Source organism: Pseudomonas sp. SDO5532_S415 (genome assembly GCF_054071155.1).
This window is the reverse complement of the sequence record NZ_JBSVWS010000002.1, coordinates 52159-78193: the sequence shown is the minus strand read 5'-3', so window position 1 is coordinate 78193 and position 26035 is coordinate 52159. Positions and strand designations below refer to the sequence as shown.

Below are 26035 nucleotides of genomic sequence, written 5' to 3'. Positions count from 1 at the left end.
CCTGTCTCACATCAGGCCGACTTGAGCAGACAGGTTCCGCAGGCCCTCGCAATGTTCAAATTCCCTACCTCGGCAGGTTTGTTTGCAGCATCCACTAGCGCCTGGACATCAGTGCTCGCACCGTAGCGGCGGACGACACCGACGAACTCTTCAACGTCGTGTCCACGCAGCCTCAGTTTGGGCATGCCTTCTTCGGTGAATGCTGGAGCTCCGTACTTATCTGTCGCATGAGCGATGTGGTACAGCTCGTGTTCGACCAGTGCGCAGAAGTCGATGTCACTGCAGGTGGAGCAGTAATCGGCAGCCAAGGTGATGATGAATGCCGGCACCTCGCCGAACCAGTCACGCATCTGTTGTTCCATCCGAGCTTTCTGCCAGCCGCCGGCACGGAACACTACCTGCTCGGCCTGACCGAGGACTGTTCGGCCCTGTTTTTCGAAGTGCGACGACGCCCACATGACCTGAATGTCTGCATCCAGTAGATGGGCATGGTCTTCGTTGTGAATGCTGCCGGCGTCGGCAAGGATCTCGGCCTGAAGCCAATCCCAGACTTCAGGAGCCGGGGTCAGGCGAATGCCGAAGCCGGATAGGTCTGAGAACTGCACGACCGACGCTGGCGGCATAGGCCTTGTCATAACTCACCGTCAATTAGTTATAAATCCTGCCCTGCACGCCGATTCGTGAATGACTGTTTTTGACACCGCATTCGATGGCGAATTGCCACATGTAGTGGTTCAATCAATCCGCACTTAAAACAAAGGAGCCGTGCAGTGGACTTTTTCAAAGCATTCAGCGTGTTTTCGTTTGGCCTTTACTCGCTGTTGGGAGCAGTGGCAATGATCGCCATGTATCTGGCTTTTTTCGGAGCGAGGTGTGCCGACATGTGGATGAAGCGGCAACCAATGCCGACGGATAGAGTGTGGGCTTACGTTGTTATCGCCGCTATCTTGGGCTTGTGTGTTGGAAGCTTTGTACAAGGCATGGTCGACATCCAAGCCGAATGCACTGCGTACGGCCAGAAGCTCGGGCCTTGTCTTTTCAATTCGATAAGCCAGTGATCAACTGATGATCTAGACCTGCCTGGGAGGCGCATCAGTCGGCTCCCAGTCGGGTTGCTTGGTTACCATTTGAAACTCCAGATACAAGAAACCCCGCACTTGGCGGGGCTTCAGCATACTTCGGTTACTGTTTGAAAGTCGGAGTGCTGGCAATGCAATACAGCAATGATTTGGCTGCAGCACTGATAGCGTTATTGTGAGGGCGTGGATTCGCAACTTCGATAGAAATATCGCCCTCGTCGCCGAGCAGGACGTCTCCATCCCGACTAATTCTGAACGACCATATTGGAACCCAGATGTCCTTCCCTTCCTCCGATACCACGCTTTTTTCGATGACGTATCGACCGGCGACCACTTCATCCACTAGCTGGATACTTAGGCGCCCTCTAGCCTCCCCGTATGGCGTGGTTATCGTGGAAGTCAAATCATCATTCGCTTTAAAGACCACATCTAAATTTAGTCGAGTATGTTCAAACGCGAAGAACTTAGAAAGCTCAGCCAGCAGGTAACCGCAATTGGCCTGAATGGTGCCGCAATCGCTTGCGGTGTTTTCAATTAATCGTTGCTTACTCAGTTCTATATGCTGAAAAACCATGACCTACTCCCATCCTGTTTGGATGGTCAGTATGCCTACACATGGACTCAGCGCACCACTCGCACTCACCTGCGGCACCTACTCTGCCTTTCCTCGCCCAATGACCTCTGTGCGGATCGTGCCGCCGGTGTAGATATCCCGCTTCATCGCGGCGCGCACCGCATCCTCTGCGCTTGCCCCCATATCCATTGCAGCAAGGGCATATGCAGCCCCACTCCCAATGGCATCAGGGTTGGACGGGTCAAGCGCCTGCTTCCAGATACCTGTTTTGTCGTCATGACCGACCATCATCAACTTGCCGCCATCGACGACATAACCCGAGCACTCCACAGGAACTGGCGATGGAGTGCCGAAGTAGGCGGCGGTCAAAGCCTTCTCATCGCATACAGCGCCCGACAGGAAGAAGCTGACCCCATCGACAACCTGGCACTTCAGCGCGCTGTCAGAAACGATGCGATCGTTTCGGGTCTGGCGGGAGTCGTAGGCGATTACGCCGTCTTTGTAAGCAATGGTCGTCATTCAATTCACCATGATGCTGGTCTGCACCTGGGCGTGCCCGTGCAAGATCGATACAACTAAACCCTGAGGCAGACCAGCGGCCTTTGCTGCGTCAATTGCTTTGGCGACAGCGTTATCCAAGTCAATGACAGCTGTGTTGATGGCAGAGCTCAATGGCAGCGCATGATACAGGCGCGTAACCGTGCTCATCAGCTGAAAGGATCAGCAGGCTTGGCGATCGAGCGCACGAACCACATGAAACCTTGCTGCAGGTTTGTTTTCGCCAGGGCCAGCAGGCGCGGATCGACGCTTTCAATTTGGCCTATCTGCTTGAACAGCTCGCCCGCGTCAGCCTCCAGGGCTTTGATCGAGTTCATGCCGTCGATTTCAGACTGGGACAGGTCGCGGTAGCCGGTGATCTTCTTGTGCTGGATATCCATCCTACTTTCCTCGTCGCATGTCGCGACACGATTTGAATATTCGCGAAACGTGTCGCGCACTAAATTTCGTCAGCCTTTCTTTCAGCCCAACGCTTGCCAAGCTGACGGGCCTGCTCAACGCCAAGTACGCCAATGAATCCGGCAGTGGCGAATGACCAGGCAATGCTGAAGCCGAACTCTTTCACCGTCAGGCCGACCACCATCACAATCAGCGCGCCGAGTGCTGCCTCAATCAATTGACGCAAAGGCCTGGTCTCCTTGCCGTCGTACTGAATGCGGAGCCATGTCAGGGCGAAGGTCAGCCCCATGGCCAAGCCGTTCTCTCTCAGGGCGGTCAGTACCAACACCCAGAACGACGGGTCTTTTTCTGGCATGTGTGGCATCTCAGGTTCCTCCCCGATCAGGGAGCCATGAACGAAAAAGCCCCTGCATGTGCAGAGGCCCTGAATAGGTGCGCTCGTCTTTCCGAGCTGTCTGCCAAAGACTTTCCCAACGTCGACGCCCTATTGCATCGATCTCGCTGATCCAGTCTCGCGCCACCCCAACAGCATGTGAGGTAAGGGTACGCGGGCTGCCGGTGTTGATTCCGTACGTCGCACTATCCGGCTATCGACGTCCAGGCCTTCCCGAGGGCTGTCCTGGCTACAGTGAAATGGCTGGTACGGGAGGACTCGAACCTCCGACCGGGCGGTTAACAGCCGCCAGCTCTACCAACTGAGCTACGTACCAATCTGGTGCCGCCACGAGGATTCGAACCCCGGGCCATTCGCTTACAAGGCGACTTCTCTACCGCTGGAGCTATGACGGCAAATATGGTTGCGAGGGATGGATTCGAACCATCGACCTCCGGGTTATGAGCCCGGCGAGCTGACCACTGCTCTACCACGCAATTTCAGGCAATAAAAAACCCGGCGCGATGGCCGGGTTTTCTTGAATCATGAGTAAGTTGCCGGAGGCAAAACTCTAACAGTGGCGAAATCATGCCATGAGCCGCACGGGAACGCAATAGGCCCTCAAGCGGCCTCGCGCATTTCGTAAATTACTGCCGCAACTGGACTCAGTGCGCTGCGATCCAGATCCTCGCAGCACTCGAAAATCAACTGCAGCACACCGCCCCAATCCCGCTCCCAGTTGCACGACTCCAACCGAACCCCGTACACCCGCCACAGCCACGCCCGAAACTTCTCGGCGTTGGCGAGCGGGTCTTCGTTGGCCGACTGGCCGCCCTGGTGCATGTAGCGGTACCGGCTCATCACCCCCTTTACCACGAACTCCAGTTTCTCGCGCTTGGCCGCTGTCATCCGCGGGGATCTGCTCAGCACCAGCAGGAACACCACGTCTTCGGCTGCCTCCCGGATGTCGTCGCTCTGCTCGGCGGCGTACATGAAATCACCGAAGATACGGATCTGCGGATGAAGCCGAGCGATTACTGATTGGATGTGTCCGGCCATGGCGCCATGTACCGCATGGTTTGCTGTAGGGCCGCGCTCTGTGTTCTGCACTACCACGCCAAGCTGGACAACATCCGAGGACTGGCCCGGGGCTGGGTTGTATTTGCAGTCGTGCCAGGCTTGGCGCGCCGAGTTTATCTTCATGCTGCTCTCCCCTTCAGTTCACGAATCAGCGCCCGGTAATGCGCCTTGATGTCTTTGATTTCTTCGACGGTGTACTTGCGGGCCTGATGAGGCCCTTCAATCCATGCCACCTTTTCGGCGCCGATGCGTTGCACCAGGCGGATGCGGTACTCCACGGCATTGCCGGAAAGATTGCGGTTGCACTTCACGCACTGCCGGTGGATGTTCAACGGCTCGAAACGCAGCTCAGGGCAGGCGCCTACCGATCGGTAGTGCCCGGCATCCCAGCGGCTGCCAGTCATGAGGTCGTTGTCGTTCGGTAGAGAGTCGCAGCTGATGCACGGCAGGTGGGCGTCACGCAGTCGCACATACTCGTTCACCGCCGCCTGTGCCTCGCGCAGGTGTTCTGCCCTGTTCTTCAGCTTCTCCTTGCGGACCCTGATCTCGCGGCGCTCGCGCTGGTCGATGGCCTTGCGTGCTTTTTCGCTGTTGGCTGGAGCATGATCCAGCGCACATTTCGGACTGCACACCACCTGCGTGGTGTTGAACATTGGAGCGAACTTCTCGCCGCAGGCCTTACAGGTCTTTTGCTTCACATCCTTGATCGCTGTTCTCACGCGGCCTCCTGGCTCAGCAGGTCATCGAAATACACGCCCTGCGGTGTAAAGCGCGCGACGATGCGGTCGGTGTAGGCGATGCCCTGGGCGCGATTGAACAGGCTGGTCACCGGGAAGCCGTCCGGGCCGAACAACTTGTGCTCGCCCATCAAGGCCAGCTTCTCCTCGTAGGGCAGATGGCGCATCACCCGGTACCAGGCCGCCTGGAACCCCGAATCCTCGTTGAGCAGGATCTGGACGCCGAAGTGCAGCTTGCAGTAGCGGCGGGCGTCAGCCTCGTCGCCGATCTGGGTCATCTCGGCGATACGTTTGTACATCGCGAACCACAAACGGTTTTGATCCAGGGTGCGATCCTTGCCCGGACGCAGAGACACCACCACGAACTTCTTGTCGCGGAACATCGTGCTGAGCTTGGTGATGGCCTCGGAGAGCTTGGCCTGGCAGTTGACGCTGATTTTGTCAGTCATGGCGGACCACCTTGTTCGCCAGTCCGCCGATAGTTTCACCGAGCAGCTTTGTCAGCCGTTCGTTTTCAGCCAGCAGCTCCAGCGCCACTTCCTCCACGGTCTTCTCGCCGAGGAAATCTTGCAGTGCCTCGGTGTTGCGCTTCCAGTCGGCACAATCGGTCCGGTACGACGCGGCTTCGGCCCAAAGCAGCTTCTGAAGTTTCTGTTTGTCGATGGTCATTGCGCCGCGCTCCTTGCTTCCAATTGTTCGGCCTGCTGAGCCAGTAGCGCCCGGCGATCAGCCAGCTCGTTGGCCGCTTGAATTCGCAGTTCTGTTTTTTTCTCGGCCGACGCTCTCCGCATGGCGAGCATCGAGTCCCTCACGGCCGCGAGTTTCACGCGCAGCTTTGGTGATGGCCTTGCAACCTCGCCGGTGAGCAGTGCTACCACTGCCCGGCCGTCTTCGGTGACCGGTGCGACGCTCAGGTCTGCCAGATACTGCTGAGCGCGCTCCTGTGGGATGCGCTGCATCTGCGCTGCCTTGCTGATCGCCTGAACACGGCGATTGGCGTCGAAGCCAACAGACACATGCCAATTGACTTGCTTGTTGTCCTCTCGCGCCTGGCCCACCAGACGCTCGTAGGTGCTGATGAAAGCCATGCGTGCACCGACCTTATCGCCGGCATCGAGGACAGGTTTCGCGGCAGCCAGCGCCAGTTGAATTTCGTCGGTCAGCACTACGGTTTCGAACTCGTCGTTTGTGGTCATGGCGATCGCCCAGGCTTCGTCTTTGCCCGGGCGCCCGTCGCTGGCTTGCACGCGCTGCAGGATGTCAGCCATAGCCAGCTTGCCCTTCACTTCAAAACGGCAGGCCTTCAGCGCCGCTTTGACGACAGGCACGGAGTAAGCGCACAGGTCCTCGGCCATCATTGCCGCAGTGCCCGGGTTCATCTCTTGGCCCATGGCTTCAGCGGTGGCGCAGATCGCCGCTGCCAGACCGGCAACCTGCTGGTCATTCATCTCAAAGGTACTCATTGCGTGCTCCCGCCTGGCGCTTGGCCAGAACCATCTGAGCGGCCTGCTCTGCTGCTGATGCGTTCGCTTCGGTGCGTTCCAACTGGCGCGCAGTGGCACCGTTGATGCGCTGACCGGTCACCCATTGCGTGTGGTAGCTCTCGGCGTTGGCCAGCAGTTCGTTGAGGCTGTGGCACTTGCGGAGGACGGCGGCATCGCTGGTTTTCAGAAAGTGGGCCGCGACGTGGTGAGCGACATCGGCGCCGAGGCGGTCAACGAGCTGGCCGAGCTGGCCACCGACCTTGGCATTCCACACGGGCCAGGTGCTGTAGCGTTTGCGGTAGGCCATGGCGTAGTTCGCCCAAGCCTTGAAGGTTTTGCAGGACTGGTCTTTGGGGCCTGGCATGTCGGCGGGGATCTCGACCCGGGGACCGTCGTTACGATCAACCACCAGGACCAAGTTGCGGGCCGGCTTGTCCGGGCCGTCCTGCAAGTCCTGACTGGTATCCTGATTGGTACCCTGATGATTGGTATCCTGATTTGTCGGAGATTTTTCCGACCCTCGCTCGGATTTTTCTCCGACCTTGCTCGGATTTTTTTCCGAGGTAGATCGGATTTTTTTCCGACCTTTGTTTTCTGGTGGGGTCGGATATTTTTCCGACCCATCAAGCTTCTGGTTCCACTCGACCGCCTTCTCGGTCAGGCGAAACAGCGTGATGTTCGAAGTGCTGGAAAGCTCAATCAAACCGGCCTCTTCCAGGGCCTTCAGCATGCGGTAAGCGGTGTCTGGCTTATCGGTGAGCAGTGGTAGCTCCTCAATGATCTTGGCCTTGCTCAGCGCGAAGAAGATCCCGTCATCAGTCTTGATTGGCTTGGTCCAACTCGGGCAGCCGTAGACGAACGCGAACAGCAGGGCCTGCTGAGAATTCAGCCCCCACTCCAGCGCTTTCACCTGGTTGATCGTCACGGTGAATTGCATATCAGGCCTTCCCGACCAGTGCGGCCAGCTCGAGGAAACGATCGACGTACCAGTGAGGTTGCGTCTCGCGGGGGGATTGAGGGTTTGTGAGATTCTTACCGTAGGACATGCCCTTCTCGGTCACGCACCAGAAGTCGACCATGACCTGCTTGGAATTTTTGCGCTGGAGTTGCTTGAGGAGGCCCTTGGCGGCGAGCGCACGATTGAAAGCGGCGGCGGTACTGGCGATACCGTGATCTTTGATCAGTGCGGTGACGGCCTTGGTCGGCATGGAGCTGCCGCCAGTGGCGTCTGGTGCTGCGTCAACGGCGTAGCCAGGCAGGAACTTGGCATCGAGCCCGTTGTTCGCGGCGATTTTGGCCAGCATCAGCATCTTGCTCGACGGCGCCGGTTTCAGCAGGCGGTCGAAGCATTCGAGAATTGCCAGTTCACCGACAATCTTCGAGTTGTTCGGCAGGTAGCGAGCGCGCTCCTGATCTTCCAGGGCAGTCATGCGATCGAAGACCATCGCCTGCATGTCGTAGCTGTAAGACATAGCCATAAGGCAGGCTTCGCGCTTCGGAAAGACGAAGCACTTTTGCTGGCGGCCGCGCGAGTCGAGGTAATCGGCTGAATATTTAGCCGATTGATCGGCGCCCAAAACGCGAGGCACTTTTGCGATGAAGTTCTTGTGAGTCAGAACTGGCTCATCAGTCTTCCGCTTTGAGTTGATGAACTGGACCAGCTCAAGACTCGACATCGAAACGGTACGCGACACGTTTTCTGAATTGTTAAAACGTGTCGCGACCTGTCCGGTATTGTCCCGTTGTGTCTGTGCGTGCATAATCGGCTCCACTTGCTTTATTGCTGTTGAAAAAGCCGACCTCGTACGTCGGCTTTTTTGTGCCTGAGATTCAGGCGGCTTTAACCGACTGTTTGAAAACTTCGAGGCTGACGATCACTTCCTCAGCCTCTTTGAGCAGGACTGACTTTTCGCGAGAGCAGACGCGGCCATCTGCCTGGGCGTCGAACGCGAGACGGGTCACGTCTGCCAGATCGGCGTGCAGCCGAAGCAGCGCGGTGTTCAAGCTGATACCTTCCGGCTTTTGCTTCGGGACCAGGTCGAAGCCAAAGGACTCAGCCCACGCTTTCAGTGGTCGGAAGTCCTGGGTGAACTTCATGATCCGGTGCAGCTCTTCCACGTTCATGCGGTGAGTGTCGTAATCAGGGTTAGCTTTCTGCGAAAGCAGGGTCCGGGACTTAAAGTCAGCGCCCTCAGCAATTTTCCTGGTGCCGTGGTCATCGACCACTTCGTAAATCGCCTTCATCAACTCCTGCATGTCACACCTCTGAAATTGTTACGTGGCCCGCTGCCACCAGTTCCGCGATCATTCGTTCATCAACTGATCAGGGCTGAACCCATGACCTGCTTTTCTTATTGGCCCCTAATGAGGTGCCGGCCCCGCTTAATTCAGTCCCTGCTGCAATGGCCCCTAATAAGGGACCGGACTGTTACCTCGCAGGGAAAATCGAAATCACGTTTTCTGCATGCGCCCCTTGCGCGGAGTGCTCAGAGAGACGGCTACGCAGCGCCGCTTTATCTGCTGCTAGGCGAGAAGCGCTACGCCGCTCGACTGCACGCTCTGTCATTTGCAGGATTTGGTCGGCCAACTGATCGACGCCAATACCGACCTCGTCGGCCCACTTCTCAAGCCCGTCCTTCTCATCCTGCGTGTACTGCCCTACTTCTGGTGATGCAGGCATTGGCGCCTCCTCCATGGCCTGGTCAGGCACTGAGTTTTTTGTCGCTGATTTGGGGAATGGCGTCCTGCTCTCGCTTGGCCTGCAGGGCTGACCGAATGAGTTCGCGCGCCAGTGCGCCGGGTTGAATTTTCAGTTCGCGGGCCAGTTCGCCCAGCGCCGGGAAGCCGTCCAACTCGTTATCGTCGATCAGCGGGAAGTAGCCGTAATCCCGCTTGAACTGCAAAGCCGCCAGAGTTAGCTCGCGAACCAATGCGCCCGGCTGAGTCTCCCGCTCCACCGCCTCGGTCAAGAGCTCGGCGTATGCGTCGTCATTGAGGCGAGACTTCATCTGGTGGGTATTGCGGTGCTTTTTTTGGTTGTAGGCCATGGGCTCTCTTCCGCTGGATGAGACGGGATTGGGTTAAGCGGCGGCTTTCTTTGGATGGGCTTCCGCGAGCAACCAAGACGGCTCGAACGGCTTTCCATTGGCGGCAGCTAGAGCAGCAATTCGCTCGGCATAGCGCGTCTCACCGGTGTATTCGGTGCGCGGCAGGCAATCAGCGGTAAGCCACTTGTAAACGGCCCGGGGAGACTTTCCGCAGGCAAGGGCAACCACTGGCACGCCGCCAGCGTCATCTATCGATTTCTTGAGCGGCCGCATAAGGCCTCCGGGTCAATTATGAACTTACAGTACATATTATGTCGGAACTGAAAGTACATGCAAGGCCATGCGATGCTGAACCAATGGTTCAGATAGAAGATATTCGCGCAGCGTTCATTGCTCGCCTCAAAAAAGCGTTATCCGCCCACGGCATTGACCAGTGGGGCGCAGGCGCTCGACTGGCAGAAATTGCGAAAGTCACGCCTAAGGCTTCGAGCAAGTGGCTGAATGGTGAGGCCTTGCCGGGGCCCGCCAAGATGAGCGCTATTGCGGATGCGCTAGGTGTAAAAGTCGAATGGCTTCAGCACGGTTCGGGAGAAGATCCGGCGCTCTCACGTATGCCGCGTGTCGACGAGCAAGACGGTGCCGAGGTGAAGTCTGCCGCCGATATCGTGCGCGAGATGCTTGCCAAGCAGGGTAAGGGGCTTTCTGAAGATGCCCGCCGACGGCTGCTTGCGGTGGCCGAAGCAGATGACGGCGACGGTGTCATCGAGCTCGACTACTACCGCCCAGGCGCTGTAGGCGATGAAGTGTGGATCGCGCATTACGACGTGCGCGCTGCAATGGGCGGTGGCCAGATCCCGCACGACTATCCCGAGATGTTTCAGGACGTGCGAGTCAGCCCCCAGCATTTGCGTGAGATGGGCGTAGAGTTCAAAGAGCACTTTCACCTGAAGATGGTTACCGGCTGGGGCCAATCAATGGCGCCCACGATTAAGCACCGCGACCCGCTCCTCGTCGACGTCAGCATTCGCGAGTTTGTAGGTGACGGGATCTACATGTTTTCCTGGGAAGGTCATCTCTACATCAAGCGCCTTCAGTGGATTGGCGACGATCAGATCAAGATGATTTCCGACAACGATAGGCACCCGCCGCAGACGATCAGGGCGGATGAGACCTACATTCAGGCGCGCGTGCTTCTTGTCTGGAATGCTCAGCTCCTGTAGATCTTCCTCGGGTACAGGGGCTCTGAAAATGACAAAGAAGCAGGCAGCAGATATCAAATCAGCAAATGCTGCTGACATCGAAAGGTCTATTCAAGCCCTGAACAAAATGGCTGAACGTTTATGGGGAGATGGCCGGGAAGCAGAGGCGAAAGCCCTTCTCGATGCCTTGGATGCATTGAACCGGGCGCTTGATCGAATCAGGATTGGTGAAAGCCGCAAGACTCTTCATTAAGGTGCAAGAGGCGGGTCAGGTATCGGATTTAAGGGCTGACTGAGATGGCGCATTCACTTCAATACCACATAGGCGAATCCGTCAACGCCATAGAGGTCGAGATAGTGAAGCTGCTCGATGTGGTGGACGCCCTTAAAGCAGCTGGCAATGAAGATCTGGCGTCGGTCGTCTTGGCTCAGGTGCAGAAGCTTCTTGAGGCTGCGGTAGCGCTTAGAATTGCTGCGTCTAGCTAAATGCCATGCTGATGAGGGGAATGCGGGGAGGGTTGTGCGGGGCGAGCCCATGTAAACGCGCGATCTTCCGCGGCGGGATGCTGTAGGGGCGAGCGGGCAAACTTTAATCCAGACACAAACAGTGCATTGAACATGGAAGACACCTAATGCCTGAGAGCATTACAGCGATTGAAATCGTCCGACAGAGTCATCAGGGATACTCTATCAAGCCATTCATCGTCCGTGGCGATGATGGTCTTTCTTACTTCGTGAAAGGGCTCGACAAAGCCGGAGGGTTTGCTCTGATTTCAGAGGCAATAGGCGCCGAACTCGGAAAAGCACTAAATTTGCCGATACCTCCCTGGCGCTTGATGCACATTCCTGAAGACCTAATTGCGTTCAGTGCAATACCAAACGTTGGGGATCTTGGCGGAGGGTTGGCTTTCGCCTCGCTTGCAGTAGAAAACGCTTCTGATTTCAATCTCAGCAATATCAACCGCACCCCCATCGACCTCCGAAGACGAATCCTTCTGTTTGATTGGTGGATTCGAAATGAGGACCGATGCCTTGGTGATCGCGGCGGTAACGTAAACCTGATTTTGGATGCAAACGGCGACCTCAATGTCATTGATCATAATCTTGCGTTTGACAGAACGTTCGACTGCGATGCATTTATAGAAGCGCACGTTTTCCGCGAATGCAGGTCCTTCTTCAGAGACCTTATCGTTCGTCAGGACTGCGAGCAAATGCTTGGCGAAGCTATGGATAAGTGGGGTACGATCACTGCCCTTTTGCCTGATGATTGGCTGTATCGGGATCGTGACCACATCGACGAAACGGAGCCAACGCTAGCTGAAAGGCTACAAATGCTGGAAGTGTTCAAGGAAGAGCGGTTCTGGGGAGCGCTATGAAGTACATTTGCAACTATTCAATTCTGAGGTTTTTGCCTTACCCCGAAACAGGCGAATTCGTAAATATTGGCATCGTGTTGATCGCCAATAATGGTGATTTTCGCTTCAAAATTGAGAAAAAAAGGCAGCGCGTTACTAATTTCTTCCCCAGCCTCGATGCAAAAATATTTGTAAGAGCTCGTAGGGAAATCGACGTCGAGTTGGCGCGCCTAAGCGGATTCCTAACCGTAAATCGTGAAGATACCGCACTGCTTCTCTCCACTTTTAAGCATTTGATTCACCCTCGTGAAACGATGATGAGATTTAGCGATCCAGGAACGATGGCCACAAATAGCGCAGACCAAGCTCTGGGCACTCTCTTCGATCACTACGTGAATCACAGCTTCGCTACTAAGGAGTACCAAGAGACTGTTTTGGAGCGTCAGCTTGGAAAGCTCCTGTCGGCCTCAAATCTGAAGCAGCGCTACAGTGAGCAGAAACTAGGTAATGTGGATTATCCAGTAAAATTTCCGTTCGTCCTTATGAACGGGACCGATCCCGTACAGGCCCTAAAGCCTATTCATCTCGGTCACGATGAACCTAACAAAATTATTGAGCACGGCGATGCTTGGATCTCCAAAATAAGACGCCTGAGCGCAGCCGGCCAGCTTGCGAAAGACACCCTTTTTATAGCAGGTCCACCCGAAGAAGGCAGACCGAAACTACTGAAAGCGTACAGGGAGATTTCAGAAGAGTTAAAGTCTTTTCCAGGCATACGCGTCACGAGCTCAGAAGAAGGAAAATCAGTGATTCTTGATCAGATCAAGCAAGGCATCCCTGGCACACTTCATTAACGCTCAAGCCCGGCCCCAGCGCCGGGCTTTTTATTTTTGCCCTTCACTGCCTACGCGCGCACCAACCGGTCCCCCTTTACACTCCGCCCTCAAAGACTAGTCTTACTCCGCTATGGGTCCCGTCATTGGAGAGGAAGCATGGACACGATGAGCAAGAGTGAACTCGAAGCAGAGCTCTCGAGTCGCTTGCCACAATGCACCGTCGTTTGCTCGATAAATGCAGATGGCAGCCTGTCTCTCGAAGTGACCGGGCCGGATGGCCACCAGTTCACGATCGCCAACATAGACAGGTCGCATTATCGCGGTGAAGCCGGGATCACCAAGCTGGCACGCGAGGTTCTGCAGGAAATGGTTTTTTCGCGACAGTCTTCCAACCTGACGTAAGCTCATCGCTGCAGAGTTCGTAATTTCAGTATCGTCACACCCATACAGCACAATGCAGTCAGCCAAATGGAATTGGCCCTGCCTTTAGAAAGCCCGGTCTAGCGCCGGGTTTTTTACTCCACACCTTCACACATTTTTCACGCTCACGAGCATAGGGTGAAGGTAGCTCCTTATGATCCTTTCAGCCCGCGCTCCCCACGTGGGCTTTTCTTTGTCTGTGGGGCGATTTACTCTACGTTTCCACTGCGCGCGCGTAGGTGATTGTTGCAACCTCTATCAATGTCCTGCGCTCCTCCAGATCAATAATTCCCTTCTCACGAAAATCATCAGCGAGCCGAAGCAATTCATCGTACCGTTCTTGAGGATTCATCCGGGCTTCGGGGTTTACCAGTACTTCATGCCAGGCAGAAAGCGCCTTCACTTTCGCATCCTCGTACATAGCCGATCTCCGGGGTGTGTTTCGGTAGATCGACTTTCGATCTGCTGCGTTCACTGACCGCGACGCACGGCAGCCAGATCTCTGAGCTTTACTTTGCTGGCTGCTACGCTTTTCCTCACACAAAGGAGGATCAAGCCATGCCAACCAACGACCTCATCCCATCCCTTATCTATAAGCTCAACGAAAACCAACTCGCCATAGCTGCCGCTGTAGAAGACCTTTCCGTTTGGATTGAACAGCTGCATGGCCCTGCCGAGGACGGAGCGAGAATCCGCAACTCCCTAACGAAGCTCGATGAGAACCTAGAGTTCATCACTCGCGGGGTAGCCGAGCTGTTGAACGATCGATAGCTCTCGGAGCCTATTCCCTTTTTTTTTGGAGGAACAGACATGCCAGACGACCTCACCCCCGCCCTACTCCACCGCCTCAATCAGAACATCATGGCCATCGGCTGCGCCGTCGAAGAGATCGGGATTTGGATCGATCAGCGCGGCTCTACGGAGGTGGCGACCAGGATTGAGGATCACTTGGCGGTGCTCTCCGAGAATGCGGACTTCATTGCTGAAACCATCGTTGAGCTGATTGCCAGGTGCGAGCCTGACGAAGAAATTGATCCGGAGGACTGAGCACTACAATGGTGGCCGTGCGCCATGAATGTTAAAGTGCAGCACCTTACATGGAGCGTTTTTTGATGAAAATCCTCGGGTTGGTACTTCTCGCACTGGTGTGCTTGGTCAGCTTTCTTATAGGAAGTGGCACCAACGGCATCGCAATGTTGGCCAGCATCGTCTTTTTCCCTTCCGCAATCGCCCTGTACTTCTATCCAACAATTTGTGCTGCCGGGGAGCATCCAAAGGTCACTCCGATATTCGCGCTCAACCTCTTGGCCGGATGGACGTTTGTAGGCTGGATTGCTGCCTTCATATGGGCGCTAAGTACGCCAACCCCTATTGAGTGGGCTAAAACAAGCGGCTTCCCCGAGGCACCGCTCGGTGCTGGTACTGCTGCCTTAGAAGAGGTGAAGAGCTGCCCATACTGCGCAGAAACGATCAAGGCCGCAGCAATTAAGTGTAGGTACTGCGGATCGGATCTTGAGCATCAGCCCGTATAAGCTAATTGCAACGACAAGGAGCCCGCCCAGCGCGGGCTTTTTTCTGTCTATTAGAAAGGAGCGACCTCCTCCATCTCCAGCCCATCCTCCACTTCGACCACGCGATCTTCTTCGGCCTGAGGCTCCCACCTTAGCGTCACCGATGCATCATCATTGAATGTCATGTCTATGCCGTCCGTCTCGGATAGCAGCCCCATAACCTCTTCCCATTCGCGCTCCCCATCCGTGTCCAGGCGATGAATCGTCACCCAGCGCTGAACCTGCGCGACCGGGTGATTGATCATTGAAGACACTCGCAGACCTAAGCGCTCCATACCGGACATCTCAACTCGTGCTGCTGGTTTCGCTTTGTTCTGCGCCATGCTGATAACCCCCAAATACTGTACATACATCCAGTAATAACAAAGGATAGCGAACCATTGGTTCGCGGTAAATCCCCCTACAGCCATTCGTTCCAAATCCTACAAATCTGTACCTTCATAAAAAATATGTACTTTTGGTACTTGACCCAATGTGAACCGATAGTTCATATTTCACCCATCGCAACCCGGAACCCAATCAGGTGCCAGCTGCGAAGGGTCGAGAGACCCGCCGTTCTTTAGCGACACCCCTTGCCGGATCACCACCGGCCCAGATTCGAAGGCAGCGATGAACCGGCCTCAACGGTTCAGAGGGTTGGCAACTGACCCGGGCGTGCAGCGTAAAGCGCCGAAAGCAGTTATCCAGCGGGAGAACAAGCCGAAAGGCCCGCGGCTGGAGGAACAATTTGAGATTCAAGCCGATGACTGCGCCAGTAGCGGGTCACGGAGAACAGATTTCCTCGATGCGCTTGGTAGCAGGCGCATCCGGAAAATCAAAACAGAGGTACGGAAATGGCTCAGTTCAACATTGATTCAAGCATCAGCAACGGCAAGAGCTTGGAATGGCTTGCGCTTCCTGCTCGCGGCGAATCGGCGACGGATGTCGAAAGCCAGGTTCGGCAGGCGGCAGTGAAGAAGTTCGGCTTTGCGGTCTGGCCGAATCGCTGGGAGCTCGTCGTGGCCAGCAACGGCTACGTCACCGTGCGGATGTATGCGTGATGCGGTACTTCAAGCCTATGAAGGGCTGCCGCATCTTCGCCAGCGACAAGCACATGACTAAACCAGCCGGCGAGTTCATCGGCTGGTGCGAGCATGTCGAGGACAGCATCTGTGTCTTCCGCAACGACTCGGTCGTAGACCGCATCATCTGGCGCTTCAGCAAAAGAAATGGCGGACACGAACTGAACACCTGGCACGAGTATTCAGCATGAAGCATCACCTCTGCCCATTCAGCGAGTGGGCAGACGGATGCGGACGAAACTGCGGCCTATAACCGCCCACCTGCATCAAATCCCAGAATCGGTTGTTATCGAGCGCTGGCGAACTGAATACGGCCGTGGAACTCGGCGCCGGAGACGTGACCGGCTTTCTGCCAACTAGAGACGTAGTTGAGGCATTGCTGGTTTTGCCAAAGGACACCAGCCCGATCACCTCGAAAGAGGCTCCATCGGAATGTCGGCGGGCCATGAAAAAAGCAGTTCTCAGATGGCGAGCAATGCGACTGCCCGGACGCAGCCATCGTACGGGTCTGGACCGACATTCCAATGCAGCTTCGATAGGTGGCCACTGCCTGCCCAGTGAGCGAGCGATAGGAGCGACAGCCATGAAGTAGGTCAACGCTTTCCCCGTGTGGCGCAGTAAGCCTGAAGGCTGCGCCCAACACCCATACAGGCAGCGGACACTTGTGTCGTCGATGTCACCGCGCATCGGCCGGGCAACCGGTAGGCCACCCCATCGCATCAGGACAACTTGACGCTGCAAACCCAGGCCGTCGCCAGTAGCGGGCCTGGGCACCCTCCCCCGACAAATCCCGCATGCGAACTCCCACGGCGCCCTCCGGCAGCTGGCCGTGCTGTGAGTTCGCAGCCGAGTTTTGTCGGATCAACACCGCCACTCTGGAGGCGACCATGGCAACGAGCTATGCAGACAGCGCACAGGCCCGTGACTGGGATAGGCGCTACGACGCTTGGGGGCGCGAGAAGAAATCGCGCCCTGAAGAGTTCCACGACTACGAGGCCGCCGCGCAGATACGTACTCAGGCCCTGATCGTCCGGGAAGTGCGCTTACTGGAAGAACGGAAAAGCCTGAAACGGCGGATTGGCCTGGCCATGTCGAAAATGGAAATGGTCTGTCCACCGAAAGGAGGCACAGCGTGAACAATTCACAACGCGACCACCGGACGGCGGTCACCTGGATCGAGGGTGAGATCGAGAACCTGATTCGGGACCTCGGCAAGCCTAATGCCAGCGCGGCTGCGACATCAGCAATCACCCTCGCTTTCTTGCTTCGCGCAATCAGCGACGAAGAGCAGCGGAACTACCGGGCGCGAATCGACCAGATCTACGCCACTTTCAACACATCGAATAAGCAGGGAGCAGCCGCATGACTACGTCACCAGTGAAAAACCTGATCGATGAGCAGCTCGACGAAATCGAACGCAGCCTGGCTGTGATCGGCGCGGGTATTCCCCGTGAGTTGCCTGTGGCTGCTCTGCCTCCGAAACTGGTTGCGGCGATCAAGGCCGGACGGATCACTGTGAGGCCTCGACCATGAAGCTAACCTACTGGGCGCTCGTCGCTGTTCTCGTTGCCGCGGTTGCCGCCTATAACGCCGTCCGGGAATCCACCAGCATCTGCCAAGTGCCGCACTCGACCACCTACCGGGTGTTCCGGTGATCAGTCGCCAGTGGGAGCGCCGCTTGCTGATCTGGCGCGGCTCCTTCTCCGCCATCTCCTTCTTCACATTTCTGATGCTACTCGGCGCCCTCGCCGATCGCGTCACTTCTTAAACCAAGCATTTGAAAGCCGCACACAACGCGGCAAGGAATAGTCATGTCGAAAAATACTGCACAAGCCCTCGTGCAAGAATCGCTCGCAATGAACGAAACCAACGAGGCACAAGAATCCAAAAGTGTATCGCCTGCAGAGGCAGTCACCGATATCGCCGAATATCGGCCGCATGAGGAACAGATCGTTCGCTTGGAAACCACTTACGCGAATCTGGTCGTTGATTGCTCGACCAGCGAAGGCTTGGCGAATGCCAAGGAAGTTCGCGTTGATATTCGCGATGTCCGTTATGCCCTGGCCAACACCACCAAAACGGCGCTGGTGCCTTATCAGCAGGCGGTTAAAGACGCGCAGGCTCGTGTCAACCAGGTGAAGGAATTCGGCGAGGCGCTGAAGGATCGAGTCTTGGCGATCGAAGCACCGGTTGACGAGGCCATCAAGGCCGAAGAAAAGCGCGCTGCTGACGCCAAGGCCGAACGCGAGCGGATAGAGGCTGAGCGTGTCGAAGCAATCCGGGCAAAGATTACCCGGTTCAGCTCCGCCGCTGCCGCATATGCAAACCGCAGTGCTGCCGACGTCGCAAACGTCCTGCAAAACGTCAAGGAGTCGGTGATCCTGCCCGAGGAATATGCCGAGTTCGAGGCCGAGGGCACCATCGCTCGCGACAACGCTATTGAGCAGCTTGAGACACTCCACAAGGCTGCCGTTGATCGCGAAGAGGCCGCAGCCAAGCTCGCCGCCCAACAAAAGGAACTGGATGAGCTGCGCGAGAAGCAACGTATTGCTGATGCTGAAGCGGAGGAACTGCGCAAGCAACGCGCCGAGGAAGACCGCAAGCGCTTGAAGCAACAGCAAGATGAGCTGGATCAGCAGCGCCGAGACATGGAGGCACTGCAACGCCAGCAGCGTGAGCAGCAGGAAGAGCAACAGCGCCAGCAACGCGAACGTGACGCGCAGTATGAGCGAGACCAGGAAGAGCTGGCCCGTCTGCGCGCGCAAGCTGCTGCACCCGCTACAGCAGCAGCTGTCGTCGCGGCTCCAGTGGTTGCTGACCCGGCAGCAACAGTCGTAGTGGCAGTTGATCCGGCTCCAGCGGCGGACGCATTCACTGACTCGAACATTCCGAGCGCCAGCGAAGTGGTTGAGGTTGTAGCCATGGCCTTCTGCGTCACCAATGACGAGGCTTCAGCCTGGCTGCGCGCCCTGTCCTTCTAAGTAACCCCGAAACCACCCCGGAGGCCGACCTAAGTCGTCGGCTATGGAGTTAGCAATGAACGCTCAAACCCAGATCGCCACAGTACCATTGGACACCAGCCCGACCGGGCTGATCCTCAACCGCGAAAGCATGCAGTCGATGACGGAACTCGCGGGCATCATGGCTGGGGGCAAAACCACCCTGCCAAAGCACTTTCACGGCAACACTGCCGACTGTATGGCGGTGATCATGCAGTCCATGCAGTGGGGTATGAACCCCTTCCAGGTGGCGCAAAAGACCTTCATCGTCAATGGCGGCCAACTGAGCTATGAAGCACAACTGGTCAATGCGGTCATCACCACGCGAGCGCCCACCCTTGATCGAATCCATTACGACTGGTTTGGCGACTGGGACAAGATCATCGGCAACTTCCGTGAAATCGAAAGCAAAAAGCAAACGGATGACCACGGACAGCCGAAGAAGTATCGCGTTCCAAACTGGAACATAAACGACGAGAAAGGTCTTGGCGTCCGCGTTTGGGCGACGTTCGTGGGCGAGGACACGCCGCGCGAACTCACCACCTTGATGACTCAGGCGCGAACCCGGAACTCAACACTGTGGGCGGACGATCCGAAGCAGCAAATCGCATACCTAGCCCTCAAAAAATGGGCTCGCCTGTATTGCCCTGACGTGATCTTGGGCGTGTACACCCGCGACGAACTGGACGACGGCTACACGCTTCTGGAAACAGACGTTACCCCGAGATCTACCAAAGAAAAGCCAGCAGACGTGGGCGCCGCGTCAGTTCCTCAAGGCGACTCAACCGACGCGACTACGGACCTGTTCGAGCAATTGAAAAAAATCGCTCAGGAGCAGGGTATTGAAGGTTACGAAAAGGCTTGGAAGGGACTAAAGCCGCAGCAGCGCGGCGCCATTGGCGTAACTCGTCACGGTGAACTGAAGACGATTGCGCAGACCATAGATGCGGAGTTCACGAACGTCAGCGAGAGCGCCGACGTTAATGCTGACAGCGATCAGCAAGGCGGCGATCAATGAACGCCGCTGTAGATCTTCAGCGCACCGAGCAGTGGCATCAGGACCGCAGCGGGCGCCTAACGGCAAGCAGGTTCAAGGATGTGATTGCTTGGGGCGATCGTGACAGGCACGGAAAGCGCAAGCCGCTCGCGGCCCGCACCACTTACATGCGCGAACTGGCATTCGAGCGACTGGCCAACCGATCAAAGCATTCGGTCAGCAGCAAATCGATGGCATGGGGCACCGAGGTTGAGCAGTCGAGCCACGACTTCTACGAAATCCTGACCGGCAATAACGTCATCAAATCTGGCTTCGTAGTTCACCCCAAATACGACTGGCTTGGCTGTTCGCCTGACGGCTTGATTGGCGAGGACGGGGGCATTGAGTCGAAATGCCCATTCAATGAGGCCGTCCACGTCCGCACCTGGCTCGAAGGAATGCCCGATGAACACAAGCCGCAGGTTCAGGGCTGCATGTTCGTCACAGGCAGGGAATGGTGGGATTTTCTGTCGTTCGATCCGCGCCAGGATGAAGATTGCCGCCTGTACATCGAGACCATCAAGCGCGACGAAGAATATATCGCAATGCTTCACCAAGAGCTGGTCCAGTTCAACCTTGAGCTTGGCCGGATGGTTGACGAAGTCGCGGACAAAGCTCGGGCACAGGCCCATAGATTAGGAGCTTGAGCATGATCAGCAACCACCTCAATCTGGTGGAGCAGCACAGGCCAGATGCTGAGTCGATCTCTGAACGAGTCGCCCAGTACCTCGCCTCCGGCGGGCAGATCGCCCAGCTGAAAAGCCCGCCGCGCAATCCGCTGCCACCCCGCCGTTCGGGAAAAATAGACCCTGAAACGGTCCTCAAGCGGCGCCCGAAACCAATCTCGGCTGCCGACCGCAAGGCCCTGCGCAAGATGGCGGAGTCACTATGAAATCAAAACGGAAGCCCAACAACGGTTTCGCCCGGGCCGAACGCAGCTGCCGGGCGTTGCTCAGCACCAACCACGTCGCCGTGGTGAACATCGACCCCAGCGGCACGCAGGTCATGGTGAACTGGAAGAACTGCCGGCAGATCCGGAGTTTGGCCATCGCCAACGCGATTTTCGACTTTGCCTACCGCTGGACGATCTACATCGGCGCCATGTGCCGCGATGAACTCGGAACCGAGTACATCAAGTCCGTGGAGATCTCGCCCGAGGGTGTCTACAAGGTCGAGCGCCTGACGGATGCCATCGAGCATTACTACCTGGAGCTGCGCGGCAGCTGCAACCCGAACCACCTGCTGGCATCGGGATGGATCGCCGTTCCCGCCGAGGTCACGCTCGAAGAGGCACAGGCCGCAAAGCTGTTCTACGCCGCCGGTGCTTGGCATCAGGTGAAGGTCGCAGCATGAGGCGCATCAGCAACCAGGTGCGCCAGCGCCGACGACAGACATGGCTGGATCTACCGGCCCACGGAATTGAAGAGGAAGGCCATGGCCGAGGAACAGCAGCAGCCGACGGCGGAAGCCATCAAGCAGCGCAAGAAGCGCGAGAAAGCGAACGCCAAGAATGCCGCGCTGGGTATCGGCAAATTTCAGATCGAAGTGGCCGGGGTGTTCAAGCCTGATCTGCAAAAGGTCATGAAGGCCCACGGCATCAACAACCAGCAGGACATTCACCAGCGGCTGCTGATGAACCTGATCGCCGCTGATTTCGATACCCAGGCCAAGATGCTTCGGTGTGTCACGACACCTTTTGTTGTTAGCGAAAAGGTGTCTCGACTAATCGAAGCGGCCGGGATGAAGTCACTCGCTGACGATCCACCAGAGCCTGACGATGAAATCGAGAAACCCGAAACTATGGCAACGCCGGATCGGGCGGGTAAGGCCCCATCACCTTGCTGATGTTTGGCCAAACCATGTAAGCCTTCCAGTTTTCGTTATCTCGGGAGCAGTACACGAGGTATTCGCTATCGCTACTGCGGCTGACCCTGTAACGATAAATGCCGCAGCCTTTCACTTTTGCCTGAACCAGCGCTCCGGTGATGGCGTTGTTGAAATCCCAGACCCAAGGCCCCGGATACATTTCCTTCACCGACTCGGCCGAGGCCGCCATCGGCACCAGTATGCCGAGCGCGAGCAGCAATCGCTTCAATTTGAAACTCCTTCCGGCTCCATGCCGGGCCGAACACAAATACCCCACTTCAACGAATCACGCCAGCCGGAGAGGCAGGCGCGCAAGCAGGAGCAAGCCATGAGCAGCTACCACTACAAAACCACATCGCCTTCCGCTTTGGCTGCCGTGTCCGCTTGGGAGTCCAAGAAAGCGGACTTCCACGCGAAGCGCGAAAAGCTGAAGGACGTATTCGGCGGCCCTGGCTCTCCGATGTACTCAGGCAACGACAGCTACGTCGGCGGCGTGAAGATCAGCGACAGCCGAGCATTTGACGTTCACTGGCGTCGGCCCGATGAATACGGTTACCGCGCACTGCGCAACGCCCCGAAGCCTGAGAAAGGCGCGTCGAAGGAAGCGCGCGCAGCTTACAAGGCTGAGCACGAACGCCTGATAGCGCTGTGGGACGAACACTGCCCGGATCGCATCAGCAAGGATGACGTGTGGAAAGCCCTTGGCATCGACTGGGGCAGCGTCTGGCTGAGTGGCGGCGTGTTCTTCAAATATGACGGCGCCATCTACCTGAATCTTGGGTTTCAACTGAAGGAAGGCAGCGAACAGGTCGAGGGCGCCACCGAGATCATCGCGAGTGAGTTTGAGGCTGCTCGCCAGCAGGTCCTGGATCAGCGCAAAGCCGCCTGACACCACCACCCTCCACCGCCCGGGCATGACCCGGCATAGGACGCCCCATGCCCACAGAAAACAAACCGGCCGAGCCGCTGCCGACATTAGCGATCGGCGCCGTGCTTGATGCCTCGACCTGGACCGACTTCGTCGAACGCCTCCGTTATCACTGCAACGGCGCCGGCGTTAAATGGCACCACACTGCGGCCGCGATTTTCACCGTGCAGACCAAGCGAATCGATTACGGCTACGAGATCGACTACGCGGAAGGTCGAGTTGTCTGCCTGGAGGATCAGCACTGGTTCAGCCCGAAAGAATACTGGGACGACCTCGACGACGAGGAGCGCGCAGAAATAGACCAGGCCCTGATGGCTGATCGGGAATGCAGCTTTATGGACCTGGACGAGGACGACCAGTGGGAATATCTCGCCGAGTGCGATGACCACACCGTCACCGGCTGGAACAAGCGCTGGGAAATCGTAAATAGCCACTTCACCAGGGATGCCGCCGAGGCGTTCATCCGACGCAAGCAGCACGACTACGGCGAGATGCGCGTCTACGTCGAATCGCAGTATTACGCCTGGGAGTTCGAAGCCATCAAGGAAGCGATCCTCGACGGCACGCTGACCTACACGCCGAAGGTGGCCGCATGAAGCGCATCTACCTCAGCGGGCCAATGACCGGCCTGCCCGCCCTCAACTTCCCAGCCTTCGCCGCAATGACCGCCAACCTGCGGGGCGCTGGCCACGCCGTCACCAACCCAGCCGAGCTTAACCCTGACGGCGGTTCCTGGAACGACTGCATGCGCCGCGACATCGCCGCCCTGATGGACTGCGACACGGTGGCCACGCTCCCGGGCTGGGAGTATTCAAAGGGCGCACGCCTCGAAGTGCTTATCGCTGAACGCCTCGGCATGACGGTTGTGAATGCCCATGATCTGGTACCGATGGAGATTGCATGATGGGTGACATACAAAAAACTCCGGCAGCAAAGTGGCGGCAAGAAGGCCAGGCCGACCCGCACGGCGAACACTACAACTGCCAGCGGGCGGCACTGACCCTGGGCGAGCTGACCGATGACGAACTGGCCAACGGCGTATTCCTCCACGGCAACGAGCCGCTGAACATCAACGCCCTGCTCCGCAAGACGCCTGGCTATCACTCGGCGGTTGTCTGGCTCACCGCCGGTAAAGATCGAATCCGCTGGCTTTCGAGAGCGCTCGAGGAATCGAAGGCTCGCGAACACGCCCTGCAGGAGCGCCTGAACGAAGCGGATCAGCGGGTTGATGAGCTGACAGCAGAGATTGCAACAGTGCGCCAAAGCCCCTGCAAGATGATCGTCGGGGACGAACTGCCATGACCAAGCGACCTACAGTCCGAACCACTACCGGCGCGACGGTGACGCTCACGATCGAGCTAACCAACCTGGGCAGCTGGGGACCAGAATGCCAGATCGATCAGGTTTATCGGCAAGCCCGTGAGGCGGCAGTCGGTCGCATCAACCGAGCATTTAAGGAAGACCAGCGAGGCGTTCGAATCCTTGGGCCGGTGGTCGTGAAGGCGATAACAACGGATGTCGAGCTGCGCGGGTAAGCCCGCCGCAATAGGAGTACATCTGTACTCCAACCCTCTGTAACTCCCTCCCCCCTTCAAAGTCAGCCGCTATAGCGGCAAAGGAACAGTCATGCCTGAAGAAAAGTTGATTGGCTCAGTCGAAGTCGTGCGTGACGAGAACGGGTACTGGTATCACCCAGACATTCCGGAATTCGATGAAGACGCCGAAGCGTGGAAAGCGTGGCTCGAAGCCCAGGGTCTGAAGGTGATCGGCTGGCACATGGAATCCGATTTGGAAGCCCACCCCTACTGGGATGATGAGGCCTGCCACTGCCTTGGCTGGGAGCCTGAGGCGCCGCCCGAAGAAGGCTGGTTCCTGCTTGGAATTTTCGACACGGATAACGGCCCATACGTGCAGTGGGCACGGCGCGATGTGGCGCCATGAAGGCCTACCCACTCGATATCGAATCAGTTGGCGAGGACACTTACATCGTCATGAGTCGCGGCCATCACGAACTGGAACGGTTCATGGTTGAGGCGGTTAAGGAAAGGCCCCGCTGGAAACTCGGCGGTCCGATCCACCTCTGGTGCAAGACCACGCCCGGCCATGGCACCTATGACAGCCTGTTTCACTTCGTCCCGGAAGGGACTCGCGGGAGCTGGCCGGCGACGTACTGCTTCGAATATGGCGAAGGCTGGGAGCGCTTCAACGGGGTGACCCAATGATCGCCCTCGCCTGGTTCGCCTACGTGTACTGCTACAAGGGGCCGCGGTGATGACCGAACAAAAAACCAAAGAATTTTACTCTGCCGAGCAAGCTTCTCAGCATGCCGTCGACTGGTGCAAGCGCCATCCCGCATGGCGCCGGATCTGTGATATCCCGGATCTCTCCGTGTTCGAAAAAACCTACGATGAGATTCCAAAGCGCGAGCGCGCGTACTGGGACAAGAACGGCGGCGAAGAATGCTGGCGAGAATTCGGCACCGGAGGAACCAAGGTGCCTACTGGGTTCATATCTGGAAAGGGCGAGTTTTTCGATAGCGTCCTCAAAGTGCCACTCCATCACAACTTGATGATGGTGTTCCGCGTGGGCAAGAGTTGGAAGCCATGAGCTCGCCCCCGCTGATCAGCAGCCAGCGATATCTGAACCGCGATGTCATCGCCAGAAAGGCTGCAACGTTCAAGGTCTTCGTGGTGAGGACCGTGACCATGGACATTCGCGGCAAGCAGTACCGCGTCCTACTTGATGGTCACCATAACCTGGCAGCCGCCCGCCTCGTCGGCGCAGAGCCAACCTGGAAAGGACCGCCACCAAAGTTTGAACGGATCATGAGACGCATGTCGGCTGACAGTTTTGCCGCCTTCATGATCAACAACCTGACCGACAGCGACTGGTACTTCCACGATACCGGCGAAGTGGTTGCTGACCTGCTCGCACCACAACTCTAACCCCTACCCCACACAAGAGCCTGCCGGTGTACGGCGGGCAAGGAATTCGCATGTCTGAGAAAACTGTTAAAGCCATCATGGATCAAGCCCAGGTATTCGCCAGCAGTTGGTCAATGGTTGGCGGGCCGTTCGCCGCCGACGACCAGCTCGACCGCGCAGAAGAAGAAAAGGAGGAACTCAAGAAGCTGGTCACGGGCGCGCTGGAGGGGGCGGTCAGCGCCCCCCAAGACGTCGGCGAAATGATCGAGTCGTTACTGGCATGGCACAAGCGACAGGCCGACCAGCTGGAGATGATCAGCGAAAACTCAAAGGAAGGCGTGACCCTTCAGCTCGGCGTCGATAACCCTGTCGAAATTGTTCTCACGAAAGACCTGGCGAAGGGGTTACGCATTGGCCTCGTACTTGCCCTCAAACGCCTGGGCAAACTCCCGATCAGCGTCAGCCATGACGGCGATGACGACCTTGATCCGGATGACGAAGAATAAATC

At 57.1% G+C, this 26035-nt stretch carries 52 protein-coding genes and 3 tRNA genes; 32 read left to right on the top strand and 23 right to left on the bottom strand.

Annotation, left to right across the window (positions count from 1 at the left end; translation table 11 throughout):
• Positions 1 to 11 precede the first annotated feature (11 nt).
• Entirely contained in the window at positions 12 to 635 is a 624-nt protein-coding gene (locus ACW9HW_RS01790) for a putative metallopeptidase (RefSeq protein ID WP_457397829.1), read from the bottom strand.
• Positions 636 to 770: 135 nt separating this feature from the next.
• Between ACW9HW_RS01790 and ACW9HW_RS01785 the strand changes: the two genes are divergently transcribed.
• Positions 771 to 1058: a hypothetical protein gene (locus ACW9HW_RS01785; protein WP_457397827.1), complete on the top strand. Its 288-nt coding sequence runs from the start codon at positions 771 to 773 to the stop codon at positions 1056 to 1058.
• A 124-nt stretch (positions 1059 to 1182) separates the two neighbouring features.
• On the opposite strand, the gene ACW9HW_RS01780 is transcribed toward ACW9HW_RS01785, so the two are convergent.
• From ACW9HW_RS01780 to ACW9HW_RS01690, 19 genes are all read right to left on the bottom strand, one after another.
• Positions 1183 to 1653: a hypothetical protein gene (locus tag ACW9HW_RS01780; RefSeq protein WP_457397824.1), complete on the bottom strand. Its 471-nt coding sequence runs from the start codon at positions 1651 to 1653 to the stop codon at positions 1183 to 1185.
• Positions 1654 to 1731: 78 nt separating this feature from the next.
• A complete protein-coding gene (locus ACW9HW_RS01775; RefSeq protein ID WP_457397822.1) occupies positions 1732 to 2172 on the bottom strand; it encodes a proteasome subunit beta in 441 nt (146 codons plus the stop codon).
• A complete protein-coding gene (locus ACW9HW_RS01770; protein WP_457397820.1) occupies positions 2173 to 2361 on the bottom strand; it encodes a hypothetical protein in 189 nt (62 codons plus the stop codon).
• The gene (locus ACW9HW_RS01765) at positions 2361 to 2591 is read right to left on the bottom strand and encodes an Acb2/Tad1 domain-containing protein (RefSeq protein ID WP_457397999.1); all 231 of its coding nucleotides are present in this window, start codon (positions 2589 to 2591) and stop codon (positions 2361 to 2363) included. Before ACW9HW_RS01765 ends, ACW9HW_RS01770 begins: the two co-directional genes overlap by 1 nt.
• 59 nt (positions 2592 to 2650) lie before the next feature.
• Positions 2651 to 2965, bottom strand: coding sequence for a phage holin, lambda family (locus ACW9HW_RS01760; protein WP_457397817.1), 315 nt, complete (start codon positions 2963 to 2965; stop codon positions 2651 to 2653).
• Positions 2966 to 3244: 279 nt separating this feature from the next.
• A tRNA-Asn gene (locus tag ACW9HW_RS01755) sits at positions 3245 to 3320 on the bottom strand.
• A gap of 3 nt (positions 3321 to 3323) precedes the next feature.
• Positions 3324 to 3399 (bottom strand) — tRNA-Thr (locus ACW9HW_RS01750).
• A gap of 5 nt (positions 3400 to 3404) precedes the next feature.
• Positions 3405 to 3480: transfer RNA gene (locus ACW9HW_RS01745), tRNA-Met, on the bottom strand.
• Between the two features lie 124 nt (positions 3481 to 3604).
• Complete coding sequence (locus tag ACW9HW_RS01740) at positions 3605 to 4186, bottom strand: hypothetical protein (RefSeq protein WP_457397814.1); 582 nt, start codon at positions 4184 to 4186, stop codon at positions 3605 to 3607.
• Complete coding sequence (locus tag ACW9HW_RS01735) at positions 4183 to 4761, bottom strand: recombination protein NinG (protein ID WP_457397811.1); 579 nt, start codon at positions 4759 to 4761, stop codon at positions 4183 to 4185. The genes ACW9HW_RS01740 and ACW9HW_RS01735 overlap by 4 nt, the downstream gene beginning before the upstream one ends.
• Before the next feature lie 17 nt (positions 4762 to 4778).
• Entirely contained in the window at positions 4779 to 5249 is a 471-nt protein-coding gene (locus ACW9HW_RS01730; RefSeq protein WP_457397808.1) for a hypothetical protein, read from the bottom strand.
• A complete protein-coding gene (locus ACW9HW_RS01725; RefSeq protein WP_457397805.1) occupies positions 5242 to 5469 on the bottom strand; it encodes a hypothetical protein in 228 nt (75 codons plus the stop codon). Before ACW9HW_RS01725 ends, ACW9HW_RS01730 begins: the two co-directional genes overlap by 8 nt.
• The gene (locus ACW9HW_RS01720; protein WP_457397803.1) at positions 5466 to 6263 is read right to left on the bottom strand and encodes a hypothetical protein; all 798 of its coding nucleotides are present in this window, start codon (positions 6261 to 6263) and stop codon (positions 5466 to 5468) included. The genes ACW9HW_RS01725 and ACW9HW_RS01720 overlap by 4 nt, the downstream gene beginning before the upstream one ends.
• The gene (locus ACW9HW_RS01715; RefSeq protein ID WP_457397800.1) at positions 6250 to 7221 is read right to left on the bottom strand and encodes a phage replication protein; all 972 of its coding nucleotides are present in this window, start codon (positions 7219 to 7221) and stop codon (positions 6250 to 6252) included. Before ACW9HW_RS01715 ends, ACW9HW_RS01720 begins: the two co-directional genes overlap by 14 nt.
• A 1-nt stretch (position 7222) precedes the next feature.
• Positions 7223 to 8044 (bottom strand): Rha family transcriptional regulator, encoded by an 822-nt coding sequence (locus ACW9HW_RS01710; RefSeq protein WP_457397798.1) that lies wholly within the window; start codon positions 8042 to 8044, stop codon positions 7223 to 7225.
• 70 nt (positions 8045 to 8114) lie between these two features.
• Positions 8115 to 8540: a phage regulatory CII family protein gene (locus ACW9HW_RS01705; protein ID WP_457397795.1), complete on the bottom strand. Its 426-nt coding sequence runs from the start codon at positions 8538 to 8540 to the stop codon at positions 8115 to 8117.
• Between the two features lie 172 nt (positions 8541 to 8712).
• Positions 8713 to 8964 (bottom strand): hypothetical protein, encoded by a 252-nt coding sequence (locus ACW9HW_RS01700; protein WP_457397792.1) that lies wholly within the window; start codon positions 8962 to 8964, stop codon positions 8713 to 8715.
• Positions 8965 to 8986: 22 nt separating this feature from the next.
• Positions 8987 to 9331 (bottom strand): hypothetical protein, encoded by a 345-nt coding sequence (locus ACW9HW_RS01695; RefSeq protein WP_457397789.1) that lies wholly within the window; start codon positions 9329 to 9331, stop codon positions 8987 to 8989.
• Between the two features lie 33 nt (positions 9332 to 9364).
• Positions 9365 to 9604 carry a helix-turn-helix domain-containing protein gene (locus tag ACW9HW_RS01690; RefSeq protein ID WP_129444656.1) on the bottom strand — a complete coding sequence of 80 codons (240 nt, stop codon included), beginning with the start codon at positions 9602 to 9604 and terminating at the stop codon, positions 9365 to 9367.
• An 83-nt stretch (positions 9605 to 9687) separates the two neighbouring features.
• Between ACW9HW_RS01690 and ACW9HW_RS01685 the strand changes: the two genes are divergently transcribed.
• From ACW9HW_RS01685 to ACW9HW_RS01660, 6 genes are all read left to right on the top strand, one after another.
• A complete protein-coding gene (locus ACW9HW_RS01685; RefSeq protein ID WP_457397996.1) occupies positions 9688 to 10551 on the top strand; it encodes a LexA family transcriptional regulator in 864 nt (287 codons plus the stop codon).
• A gap of 28 nt (positions 10552 to 10579) precedes the next feature.
• Entirely contained in the window at positions 10580 to 10783 is a 204-nt protein-coding gene (locus tag ACW9HW_RS01680; RefSeq protein ID WP_457397786.1) for a hypothetical protein, read from the top strand.
• Positions 10784 to 10827: 44 nt separating this feature from the next.
• The gene (locus ACW9HW_RS01675; RefSeq protein ID WP_457397783.1) at positions 10828 to 11016 is read left to right on the top strand and encodes a hypothetical protein; all 189 of its coding nucleotides are present in this window, start codon (positions 10828 to 10830) and stop codon (positions 11014 to 11016) included.
• 146 nt (positions 11017 to 11162) lie between these two features.
• Positions 11163 to 11906, top strand: coding sequence for a HipA family kinase (locus tag ACW9HW_RS01670; RefSeq protein WP_457397780.1), 744 nt, complete (start codon positions 11163 to 11165; stop codon positions 11904 to 11906).
• Complete coding sequence (locus tag ACW9HW_RS01665; RefSeq protein ID WP_457397777.1) at positions 11903 to 12739, top strand: DUF3037 domain-containing protein; 837 nt, start codon at positions 11903 to 11905, stop codon at positions 12737 to 12739. Before ACW9HW_RS01670 ends, ACW9HW_RS01665 begins: the two co-directional genes overlap by 4 nt.
• A 138-nt stretch (positions 12740 to 12877) precedes the next feature.
• Positions 12878 to 13123 carry a hypothetical protein gene (locus tag ACW9HW_RS01660; RefSeq protein WP_457397774.1) on the top strand — a complete coding sequence of 82 codons (246 nt, stop codon included), beginning with the start codon at positions 12878 to 12880 and terminating at the stop codon, positions 13121 to 13123.
• A 232-nt stretch (positions 13124 to 13355) separates the two neighbouring features.
• Here ACW9HW_RS01660 and ACW9HW_RS01655 read toward each other — a convergent pair whose 3' ends face one another.
• Complete coding sequence (locus tag ACW9HW_RS01655) at positions 13356 to 13562, bottom strand: hypothetical protein (protein WP_457397771.1); 207 nt, start codon at positions 13560 to 13562, stop codon at positions 13356 to 13358.
• Between the two features lie 137 nt (positions 13563 to 13699).
• Between ACW9HW_RS01655 and ACW9HW_RS01650 the strand changes: the two genes are divergently transcribed.
• The 3 genes from ACW9HW_RS01650 to ACW9HW_RS01640 all read left to right on the top strand — a co-directional run bounded on the left by ACW9HW_RS01650 (position 13700) and on the right by ACW9HW_RS01640 (position 14673).
• On the top strand, positions 13700 to 13912 hold the full coding sequence (locus tag ACW9HW_RS01650; RefSeq protein ID WP_457397768.1) for a hypothetical protein: 213 nt from the start codon (positions 13700 to 13702) through the stop codon (positions 13910 to 13912).
• 39 nt (positions 13913 to 13951) lie between these two features.
• Positions 13952 to 14188 carry a hypothetical protein gene (locus ACW9HW_RS01645; RefSeq protein ID WP_457397765.1) on the top strand — a complete coding sequence of 79 codons (237 nt, stop codon included), beginning with the start codon at positions 13952 to 13954 and terminating at the stop codon, positions 14186 to 14188.
• Positions 14189 to 14253: 65 nt separating this feature from the next.
• On the top strand, positions 14254 to 14673 hold the full coding sequence (locus ACW9HW_RS01640) for a superinfection immunity protein (RefSeq protein ID WP_457397762.1): 420 nt from the start codon (positions 14254 to 14256) through the stop codon (positions 14671 to 14673).
• 50 nt (positions 14674 to 14723) lie between these two features.
• Here the strand turns inward: ACW9HW_RS01640 and ACW9HW_RS01635 are convergent, their stop codons facing one another.
• A complete protein-coding gene (locus tag ACW9HW_RS01635) occupies positions 14724 to 15035 on the bottom strand; it encodes a DUF1654 domain-containing protein (RefSeq protein ID WP_457397993.1) in 312 nt (103 codons plus the stop codon).
• A 510-nt stretch (positions 15036 to 15545) separates the two neighbouring features.
• Between ACW9HW_RS01635 and ACW9HW_RS01630 the strand changes: the two genes are divergently transcribed.
• The 12 genes from ACW9HW_RS01630 (at position 15546) to ACW9HW_RS01575 (ending at position 21653) form a co-directional block, all read left to right on the top strand.
• Complete coding sequence (locus tag ACW9HW_RS01630) at positions 15546 to 15752, top strand: hypothetical protein (protein ID WP_457397760.1); 207 nt, start codon at positions 15546 to 15548, stop codon at positions 15750 to 15752.
• Positions 15752 to 15964 carry a hypothetical protein gene (locus ACW9HW_RS01625; protein ID WP_457397757.1) on the top strand — a complete coding sequence of 71 codons (213 nt, stop codon included), beginning with the start codon at positions 15752 to 15754 and terminating at the stop codon, positions 15962 to 15964. The genes ACW9HW_RS01630 and ACW9HW_RS01625 overlap by 1 nt, the downstream gene beginning before the upstream one ends.
• Positions 15965 to 16660: 696 nt before the next feature.
• The gene (locus ACW9HW_RS01620; protein ID WP_457397754.1) at positions 16661 to 16909 is read left to right on the top strand and encodes a hypothetical protein; all 249 of its coding nucleotides are present in this window, start codon (positions 16661 to 16663) and stop codon (positions 16907 to 16909) included.
• Positions 16906 to 17139 carry a hypothetical protein gene (locus tag ACW9HW_RS01615; RefSeq protein WP_457397751.1) on the top strand — a complete coding sequence of 78 codons (234 nt, stop codon included), beginning with the start codon at positions 16906 to 16908 and terminating at the stop codon, positions 17137 to 17139. Before ACW9HW_RS01620 ends, ACW9HW_RS01615 begins: the two co-directional genes overlap by 4 nt.
• Positions 17136 to 17306 carry a hypothetical protein gene (locus ACW9HW_RS01610; RefSeq protein ID WP_457397748.1) on the top strand — a complete coding sequence of 57 codons (171 nt, stop codon included), beginning with the start codon at positions 17136 to 17138 and terminating at the stop codon, positions 17304 to 17306. Before ACW9HW_RS01615 ends, ACW9HW_RS01610 begins: the two co-directional genes overlap by 4 nt.
• The gene (locus tag ACW9HW_RS01605) at positions 17303 to 17428 is read left to right on the top strand and encodes a hypothetical protein (RefSeq protein ID WP_457397745.1); all 126 of its coding nucleotides are present in this window, start codon (positions 17303 to 17305) and stop codon (positions 17426 to 17428) included. The genes ACW9HW_RS01610 and ACW9HW_RS01605 overlap by 4 nt, the downstream gene beginning before the upstream one ends.
• Positions 17429 to 17584: 156 nt before the next feature.
• Positions 17585 to 18754, top strand: a complete 1170-nt coding sequence (locus tag ACW9HW_RS01600) for a hypothetical protein (protein WP_457397742.1) — start codon at positions 17585 to 17587, stop codon at positions 18752 to 18754.
• A 55-nt stretch (positions 18755 to 18809) separates the two neighbouring features.
• Positions 18810 to 19790, top strand: a complete 981-nt coding sequence (locus ACW9HW_RS01595; protein WP_457397740.1) for a RecT family recombinase — start codon at positions 18810 to 18812, stop codon at positions 19788 to 19790.
• Positions 19787 to 20455, top strand: coding sequence for a lambda exonuclease family protein (locus ACW9HW_RS01590; RefSeq protein ID WP_457397735.1), 669 nt, complete (start codon positions 19787 to 19789; stop codon positions 20453 to 20455). Before ACW9HW_RS01595 ends, ACW9HW_RS01590 begins: the two co-directional genes overlap by 4 nt.
• Before the next feature lie 2 nt (positions 20456 to 20457).
• Positions 20458 to 20700 (top strand): hypothetical protein, encoded by a 243-nt coding sequence (locus tag ACW9HW_RS01585; protein ID WP_457397732.1) that lies wholly within the window; start codon positions 20458 to 20460, stop codon positions 20698 to 20700.
• The gene (locus ACW9HW_RS01580) at positions 20697 to 21161 is read left to right on the top strand and encodes a hypothetical protein (RefSeq protein ID WP_457397730.1); all 465 of its coding nucleotides are present in this window, start codon (positions 20697 to 20699) and stop codon (positions 21159 to 21161) included. Before ACW9HW_RS01585 ends, ACW9HW_RS01580 begins: the two co-directional genes overlap by 4 nt.
• 81 nt (positions 21162 to 21242) lie before the next feature.
• Positions 21243 to 21653 carry a hypothetical protein gene (locus ACW9HW_RS01575; RefSeq protein ID WP_457397727.1) on the top strand — a complete coding sequence of 137 codons (411 nt, stop codon included), beginning with the start codon at positions 21243 to 21245 and terminating at the stop codon, positions 21651 to 21653.
• Here ACW9HW_RS01575 and ACW9HW_RS01570 read toward each other — a convergent pair.
• Positions 21607 to 21903 carry a hypothetical protein gene (locus tag ACW9HW_RS01570; protein WP_457397724.1) on the bottom strand — a complete coding sequence of 99 codons (297 nt, stop codon included), beginning with the start codon at positions 21901 to 21903 and terminating at the stop codon, positions 21607 to 21609. The genes ACW9HW_RS01575 and ACW9HW_RS01570 overlap by 47 nt on opposite strands.
• Positions 21904 to 22002: 99 nt before the next feature.
• On the opposite strand from ACW9HW_RS01570, the gene ACW9HW_RS01565 reads away from it, so the two are divergent.
• The 10 genes from ACW9HW_RS01565 (at position 22003) to ACW9HW_RS01520 (ending at position 26032) form a co-directional block, all read left to right on the top strand.
• The gene (locus tag ACW9HW_RS01565) at positions 22003 to 22563 is read left to right on the top strand and encodes a hypothetical protein (protein WP_457397721.1); all 561 of its coding nucleotides are present in this window, start codon (positions 22003 to 22005) and stop codon (positions 22561 to 22563) included.
• A gap of 47 nt (positions 22564 to 22610) precedes the next feature.
• Positions 22611 to 23198, top strand: coding sequence for a hypothetical protein (locus ACW9HW_RS01560; protein WP_457397718.1), 588 nt, complete (start codon positions 22611 to 22613; stop codon positions 23196 to 23198).
• Positions 23195 to 23506: a DUF4406 domain-containing protein gene (locus ACW9HW_RS01555; RefSeq protein ID WP_457397715.1), complete on the top strand. Its 312-nt coding sequence runs from the start codon at positions 23195 to 23197 to the stop codon at positions 23504 to 23506. Before ACW9HW_RS01560 ends, ACW9HW_RS01555 begins: the two co-directional genes overlap by 4 nt.
• On the top strand, positions 23506 to 23904 hold the full coding sequence (locus ACW9HW_RS01550; RefSeq protein WP_457397712.1) for a hypothetical protein: 399 nt from the start codon (positions 23506 to 23508) through the stop codon (positions 23902 to 23904). The genes ACW9HW_RS01555 and ACW9HW_RS01550 overlap by 1 nt, the downstream gene beginning before the upstream one ends.
• A complete protein-coding gene (locus tag ACW9HW_RS01545) occupies positions 23901 to 24137 on the top strand; it encodes a hypothetical protein (protein ID WP_457397710.1) in 237 nt (78 codons plus the stop codon). The genes ACW9HW_RS01550 and ACW9HW_RS01545 overlap by 4 nt, the downstream gene beginning before the upstream one ends.
• 91 nt (positions 24138 to 24228) lie before the next feature.
• The gene (locus ACW9HW_RS01540; protein WP_457397707.1) at positions 24229 to 24543 is read left to right on the top strand and encodes a hypothetical protein; all 315 of its coding nucleotides are present in this window, start codon (positions 24229 to 24231) and stop codon (positions 24541 to 24543) included.
• Positions 24540 to 24824, top strand: a complete 285-nt coding sequence (locus ACW9HW_RS01535) for a hypothetical protein (RefSeq protein WP_457397704.1) — start codon at positions 24540 to 24542, stop codon at positions 24822 to 24824. Before ACW9HW_RS01540 ends, ACW9HW_RS01535 begins: the two co-directional genes overlap by 4 nt.
• Before the next feature lie 49 nt (positions 24825 to 24873).
• Positions 24874 to 25209 (top strand): hypothetical protein, encoded by a 336-nt coding sequence (locus tag ACW9HW_RS01530; protein WP_457397701.1) that lies wholly within the window; start codon positions 24874 to 24876, stop codon positions 25207 to 25209.
• Complete coding sequence (locus ACW9HW_RS01525; protein WP_457397698.1) at positions 25206 to 25547, top strand: hypothetical protein; 342 nt, start codon at positions 25206 to 25208, stop codon at positions 25545 to 25547. Before ACW9HW_RS01530 ends, ACW9HW_RS01525 begins: the two co-directional genes overlap by 4 nt.
• 50 nt (positions 25548 to 25597) lie before the next feature.
• Positions 25598 to 26032 carry a hypothetical protein gene (locus ACW9HW_RS01520; protein ID WP_457397696.1) on the top strand — a complete coding sequence of 145 codons (435 nt, stop codon included), beginning with the start codon at positions 25598 to 25600 and terminating at the stop codon, positions 26030 to 26032.
• Positions 26033 to 26035 lie beyond the last annotated feature (3 nt).